This is a genomic window from Alloalcanivorax xenomutans (assembly GCF_900217905.1).
Lineage (GTDB): Bacteria > Pseudomonadota > Gammaproteobacteria > Pseudomonadales > Alcanivoracaceae > Alloalcanivorax > Alloalcanivorax xenomutans.
The window spans coordinates 80,038-86,110 of sequence record NZ_OBMO01000021.1; the positions used below are offsets into that span (position 1 = coordinate 80,038).

Here is a 6,073-nt window from a genome sequence, read left to right on the forward strand (position 1 = left end):
GCCCAGGGCACCGCAGTGGAGAATCATCGCATGAGTAAAACCACCGAGCAGGTACGCAAATCCCTGGCCCGCCGATACCGCGCCGAGCGCCGCTTCCGGGCCTACGGGATTATTTCCATCGCCATCGGTCTGGCGGCGCTGGCGATTCTGTTCACCGACATCATTGGCAAGGGCCACAGTGCGTTCTTCGAGCATTACATCAAGCTGGATATCACCTTCAACGAGCAAACGCTGGATATCGAAGACGCCCGGGACCCGGAGCAGCTGAACTACGGCAACTATGACGGCATCGTCCGCGAGGCCCTCAAGACGCGTTTCCCGGAGGTGACCGAACGGCTCCAGGTGCGGGAACTGAGCGCTCTGATGAGCATTGGCGCAGGCTATGAGTTGCGCGATTTGCTGCGGGAGAATCCCGAGTGGCTGGGTACCACCCAGACCCTGTGGCTGCTGGCGGACGATGACGTGGACCTGTTCCTCAAGGCCGGTGAGAAGGGCCGCGAGGACAGCCGCATGAGCGCGGAGCAGAAAGCCTGGATCACGGAACTGGAAGCGGCCGGCGATACCGAACGTCGCTTCAACGCCTCGTTCTTCTCCAGCGGGGACTCCCGTGAACCGGAGCTGGCGGGGATCTGGAGCGCGGTGGTGGGTTCCTTCTTCACCATGCTGGTGACCCTGTGTCTGTCGTTCCCCATCGGTGTGGCCGCGGCGATCTATCTGGAGGAGTTCGCGCCGAGAAACCGCTTCACCGATTTTATCGAGGTGAACATCAACAATCTGGCGGCGGTCCCCTCGATTATCTTTGGTCTGCTGGGGCTGGCGATCTTCATCAACCTGTTCGGGGTGCCGCGTTCAGTGCCGGTGCTGGGCGGTCTGGTGCTGACGCTGATGACACTGCCGACCATTATCATCACCAGCCGGGCCTCGATCAAAACGGTGCCGCCGTCGATTCGCGAAGCGGCCATGGGGTTGGGCGCCTCGCGCATGCAGGTGGTATTGCACCATGTGCTGCCGCTGGCCCTGCCCGGCATGCTCACCGGCGCCATTATCGGCATGGCCCAGGCGCTGGGTGAAACCGCGCCGCTGCTGTTGATCGGCATGGTCGCCTTTATCGTCGACATTCCCACCGGCCCGCTGGATGCGTCCACGGTATTGCCGGTGCAGATTTACCTTTGGGCGGACAGCCCCGAGCAGTCCTTCGTGGCCATGACCTCCGCGGCCATCATGGTGTTGCTCGCCTTCCTGATCGCCATGAACACCTTGGCGGTTGTACTGCGTAAACGTCTCGAGCGTCGCTGGTAAGCGCCTCGCTAGCAGAGGAGATGACCGATGGACACCGCTGAGAAACTGGACAAGAACGCTTCCGGTCGGAATCATGCCGAGGAGCCGATGATCGACCTGGAAGAGCAGCCCATGCAGGAAACCCGATACCCGGAACACACCGTAGGCACGCCGTTCGTGGACGACCCGAAAATGCGTTTGCGCGACGTCGACGTGTTTTATGGCGACAACCAGGCGATCCACAAGGTCAGCCTGGACATTGGCAAGAATGAAGTGGTGGCCCTGATCGGTCCGTCCGGTTGTGGCAAATCGACTTTTCTGCGCAGCCTCAACCGTATGAACGACACCATCGACATCTGTCGTGTGACCGGTGAGCTGTTTCTGGAAGACCAGGATCTCTATGATCCGAAAATGGATGTGGTGGAGCTGCGTGCCCGGGTGGGCATGGTGTTCCAGAAGCCCAACCCATTCCCCAAATCCATCTATGACAACGTGGCCTATGGGCCCCGTCTGCATGGTCTGGCCAACAAAAAATACGAGCTCGATGAGATCGTGGAAACCAGTCTGCGCAAGGCCGGCCTGTGGGACGAGGTAAAGGATCGCCTGCACGCGCCGGGCACCGGTCTTTCCGGTGGACAGCAGCAGCGGTTGTGTATCGCCCGCACCATCGCGGTCAGCCCGGAAGTGGTGTTGATGGACGAGCCGTGTTCCGCGCTGGATCCGATCGCCACGGCCAAGATCGAGGAACTGATCGACGAACTGACCGAGTCCTACACCATCGCCATCGTCACCCACTCCATGCAACAGGCGGCGAGGGTGTCCAATCGGACAGCGTATTTCCATCTAGGTCGTCTGATCGAGGTGAATGACACCGAGACCGTGTTCACCAAGCCGGAACACGAGCTTACCGAAGCCTACATCACCGGTCGGTTCGGCTGACGCCCGGACGTTGAGGAGAGTGCCCCATGGATCGCACCTATTTTGGTCAACACAGCTCATCGCAGTTCAACGAGGCGTTGGAATCCATCCGTAACCATTTGATGGAAATGGGTGGTCTGGTGGAGAAGCAGGTCGTGGATGCGCTGGACGCGCTGCTGCGCGCCGACTCCGACCTGGCGGAAAAAGTCATGCAGGCGGAGGACAAAGTCGACAAGCTGGAAATCCAGATCGACGAAGAGTGTGCCCGGGTCCTGGCCCTGCGCCAGCCGGCCGCATCCGATCTGCGCCTGATCATCGCGGTGACCAAGGCGGTGTCCGATCTCGAGCGGATCGGCGACGAGTCCGCCAAGATCGCCGCCATGGCGCTGCAATTGTCCGAGGAAGGCGAATCGCCGCGCGGCTATGTGGAAGTGCGCCATATCGGTAACCATGTGCGCAACATGCTGCGCGACAGCTTGGATGCGTTTGCCCGTTTCGATGCCGACAAGGCGCTGGACGTGGCCGCCGAGGACAACGAGGTGGACCTGGAATACCGCTCGGCCATGCGTTCCCTGGTGACTTTCATGATGGAAGATCCGCGTGCCATTTCCCGCGTGCTTAACATCATCTGGTCCCTGCGAGCACTGGAGCGCATCGGTGACCATGCCCGCAACATCGCCGAGCAGGTGATCTTTCTGGTGAAGGGCAAGGATGTCCGCCACATCTCCATGGACGAGATGGAAGAGAAGGTCAAAGGCTGAGAAACGGGGCGCGGTCCTTTCTATGTATGGGAAGGGCCGCTCTCTCGGACAATGCTGCTGCAGCGGCCTTGTGGCGGCGACGGAGGAGTTGCGGAAGTGTGGGCTTGCGACTAATATATCCGTTATTCCGGATATACGGATTAATTAATGAATCTGACCGTCACACAACTGTGTAAGTGCCTTGCCGATGAAAACCGTCTCCGGCTTATGGGCCTGATGGAAAAGGAGCGGGAAATCTGCGTCTGTGATCTGGTGGAGGCCATGGACGCCCCGCAGTCCACGGTGTCCCGTCATCTGGCGCAGTTACGCCAGTGCGAACTGGTGGTGGCGCGTCGCGAGGGGACCTGGATGCACTACCGGCTCAACCCGGCGCTGCCGGAATGGGCGATCGCCACCATCGACACCTTGCTGCCGCCCGCCCGTGAGCAACTGGGGATTACGCCCATCGACACGGCGTGCTGCTAACCTTCAATTCTGGAGCGCTATCATGGCCACCCCTATCAAATTACTGTTCCTGTGCACCGGCAATTCCTGCCGCTCGATCATCGCCGAAGCCCTGGCCAACCATCTTGGCGGGGGCCGGATTCGTGCCGCCAGCGCCGGCAGCCGGCCCAGTGGCCAGGTGCATCCCCGTGCCCTGGCGGTGCTGGAACGTCATGGCATCCCGGTGGGGGAGCCCTCCTCCAAATCCATGGACGACCTGGAAGGCGAGCATTTCGACGCCATCGTGACGGTCTGCGACGCCGCCGCCGGCGAGTCGTGCCCGGTCTGGCTGGCGGATACCGCCAAATCCCACTGGGGGATTCCCGATCCGGCCGTCGCGGAAGGTGACGATGCCGCCATCGATGCTGTTTTCGAGGCCACTTATGAACGGCTGAGAGGCCGCATCGAGGACCTGGTGGCGTTGGATCTTGAGGATCTGAACGCCCTGGGACTGACCGCGTCACTACAGAAGATCCATCGCTCCCATGGTGAACACTGATCATGCTGCTGGCGGTACTGATCTTCATTGCCACCCTGACATTGGTGATCTGGCAACCGCGGGGGCTGGGTATCGGTTGGAGCGCCGCCGCGGGCGCTCTGGTGGCTCTGCTCACCGGTGTCATTCATCTCGATGACATTCCCGTGGTCTGGGACATCGTCTGGAACGCCACCTTCGCGTTCATCGCCATCATCATCATCAGTCTGATCCTGGACGAAGCCGGGTTCTTTGAATGGGCGGCGCTGCATGTGGCCCGTTGGGGCGGCGGCCATGGCGGCCGGCTGCTGGCGGCGGTGGTGTTGCTCGGTGCCCTGGTGGCGGCGGTGTTCGCCAACGACGGGGCGGCGCTGATTCTGACCCCCATTGTTTTTGAAATGCTGCTGGCGCTGGGGTTCGGACCCGCCGCCACCCTGGCGTTCATCATGGCGGCGGGTTTCATCGCCGACACCGCCAGCCTGCCTCTGGTGGTCTCGAATCTGGTCAACATCGTCTCCGTGGACTTCTTCGATATTGGCTTCGGCGAATACGCCACGGTGATGGCGGTGGTAAATCTGGTATCGGTCTCCGCGTCGCTGCTGGTGCTGTGGCTGTTCTTCCGCCGTGACGTCCCCAGGGGGTATGAGATAGACAGGCTGAGCCAGCCCCATGAGGCCATCAAGGATCCCAGAACCTTCCGGGCCGGCTGGTGGGTGCTGGCGCTGTTGCTTGCCGGCTTCTTCTTTGCCGAACCCATGGGGGTTCCGGTAAGCCTGATCGCGGGCATCGGCGCCTTGGTACTGTTCCTGATTGCCCGTCATGGCCATCACATTTCCACCATGAAGGTACTGAGTGGCGCGCCCTGGAACATCGTGGTGTTTTCCCTGGGCATGTATCTGGTGGTCTACGGCTTACGTAATGCGGGCCTCACCGATGCCGTTGCCGGCGTATTGAACCAACTGGCACGGCAAGAGTTGTGGGTCGCCACCCTGGGCACTGGCTATATCGCCGCGGGACTGTCCTCGATCATGAATAACATGCCCACGGTGCTGGTGGTGGCGCTGTCCATCGATGACAGCCAGGCCGGTGGTCTGGTGCGTGAAGCGATGATTTACGCCAACGTCATCGGCAGTGATCTGGGGCCGAAAATAACGCCTATTGGCAGCCTGGCGACGTTGCTGTGGCTGCACGTCCTGGCCCGCAAGGGCATGAAGATCGGTTGGGGTTACTACTGCCGCGTGGGTATTGTCCTGACCCTGCCGGTGTTGACCGTCACTCTGCTGGCCCTGGCCGGCTGGTTGATGGTGCTGTCTTAAGGAAAGTAACGATGAATGATTTGCCCAATGTACAAACGGAGCTGTTCCACATTCCGGATCGGCGGCAACTGGGCGCCGCTGACTCCCATCCGCCGCGTATTTTGCTGTTGTACGGCTCCTTGCGGGAGCGTTCCTTCAGCCGTCTGGCGGTAGAGGAAGCCGCGCGTCTGCTCGAAGCCATGGGCGCGGAAACCCGTATCTTCGATCCCCGTGGCCTGCCGTTACCGGATGCGGAACCGGCGGATCACCCCAAGGTGGCGGAGCTGCGGGATCTGGCCCAGTGGTCCGAAGGCATGGTGTGGTGCTCGCCTGAGCGGCACGGCGCCATGACCGGCATCATGAAGGCGCAGATCGACTGGATTCCGCTGGCCCTCGGCGGTGTGCGCCCGACTCAGGGCAAGACCCTGGCGGTGATGCAGGTCTGCGGCGGTTCCCAGTCCTTCAATGCGGTGAACCAGTTGCGGGTGCTGGGCCGCTGGATGCGCATGGTGACGATCCCGAATCAATCCTCTGTGCCGAAGGCGTTCCTGGAGTTCGACGACCATGATCGCATGAAGCCGTCACCGTTCTACGACCGTATTGTCGATGTGATGGAAGAACTGATGAAATTCACGCTACTGGTGCGCGATCGCAGCGACTATCTCACCGACCGCTACTCCGAACGCAAGGAAAGCGCCGCCGAGGTGTCGGCGCGAGTAAACCAGAGAGCCATGTAGCGTCGACACAGTAATTCAGAGTTAGCTATAACGCCGCTGTAGATACCCTGTTCAACTTCAAGCGTTTTGAAGGCCTTGAGGCTGAAATAAACGCGATGAATCGAATGGGGTATCGGTCTTCAAACA

Annotated in this window: 7 protein-coding genes; all 7 read left to right on the forward strand. The window is 60.8% G+C overall.

What is annotated here, in order from left to right; genetic code table 11:
• The first annotated feature begins 30 nt into the window (after positions 1-30).
• The 7 genes from pstA to arsH all read left to right on the forward strand — a co-directional run bounded on the left by pstA (position 31) and on the right by arsH (position 5,947).
• The gene (gene pstA / locus CRO06_RS16350) at positions 31-1,299 is read left to right on the forward strand and encodes a phosphate ABC transporter permease PstA (RefSeq protein ID WP_097058888.1); all 1,269 of its coding nucleotides are present in this window, start codon (positions 31-33) and stop codon (positions 1,297-1,299) included.
• A gap of 27 nt (positions 1,300-1,326) precedes the next feature.
• Positions 1,327-2,217 carry a phosphate ABC transporter ATP-binding protein PstB gene (gene pstB, locus CRO06_RS16355; protein WP_097058889.1) on the forward strand — a complete coding sequence of 297 codons (891 nt, stop codon included), beginning with the start codon at positions 1,327-1,329 and terminating at the stop codon, positions 2,215-2,217.
• Between the two features lie 26 nt (positions 2,218-2,243).
• Complete coding sequence (gene phoU, locus CRO06_RS16360; RefSeq protein WP_097058890.1) at positions 2,244-2,957, forward strand: phosphate signaling complex protein PhoU; 714 nt, start codon at positions 2,244-2,246, stop codon at positions 2,955-2,957.
• 147 nt (positions 2,958-3,104) lie between these two features.
• Positions 3,105-3,422 (forward strand): ArsR/SmtB family transcription factor, encoded by a 318-nt coding sequence (locus tag CRO06_RS16365; RefSeq protein WP_022997309.1) that lies wholly within the window; start codon positions 3,105-3,107, stop codon positions 3,420-3,422.
• Between the two features lie 22 nt (positions 3,423-3,444).
• Positions 3,445-3,939, forward strand: coding sequence for an arsenate reductase ArsC (locus tag CRO06_RS16370; RefSeq protein WP_097058891.1), 495 nt, complete (start codon positions 3,445-3,447; stop codon positions 3,937-3,939).
• Positions 3,940-3,941: 2 nt separating this feature from the next.
• Positions 3,942-5,231, forward strand: a complete 1,290-nt coding sequence (locus tag CRO06_RS16375; protein ID WP_097058892.1) for an arsenic transporter — start codon at positions 3,942-3,944, stop codon at positions 5,229-5,231.
• Positions 5,232-5,242: 11 nt separating this feature from the next.
• Complete coding sequence (arsH, locus tag CRO06_RS16380; protein WP_022997306.1) at positions 5,243-5,947, forward strand: arsenical resistance protein ArsH; 705 nt, start codon at positions 5,243-5,245, stop codon at positions 5,945-5,947.
• The last annotated feature ends 126 nt before the right edge of the window (positions 5,948-6,073 follow it).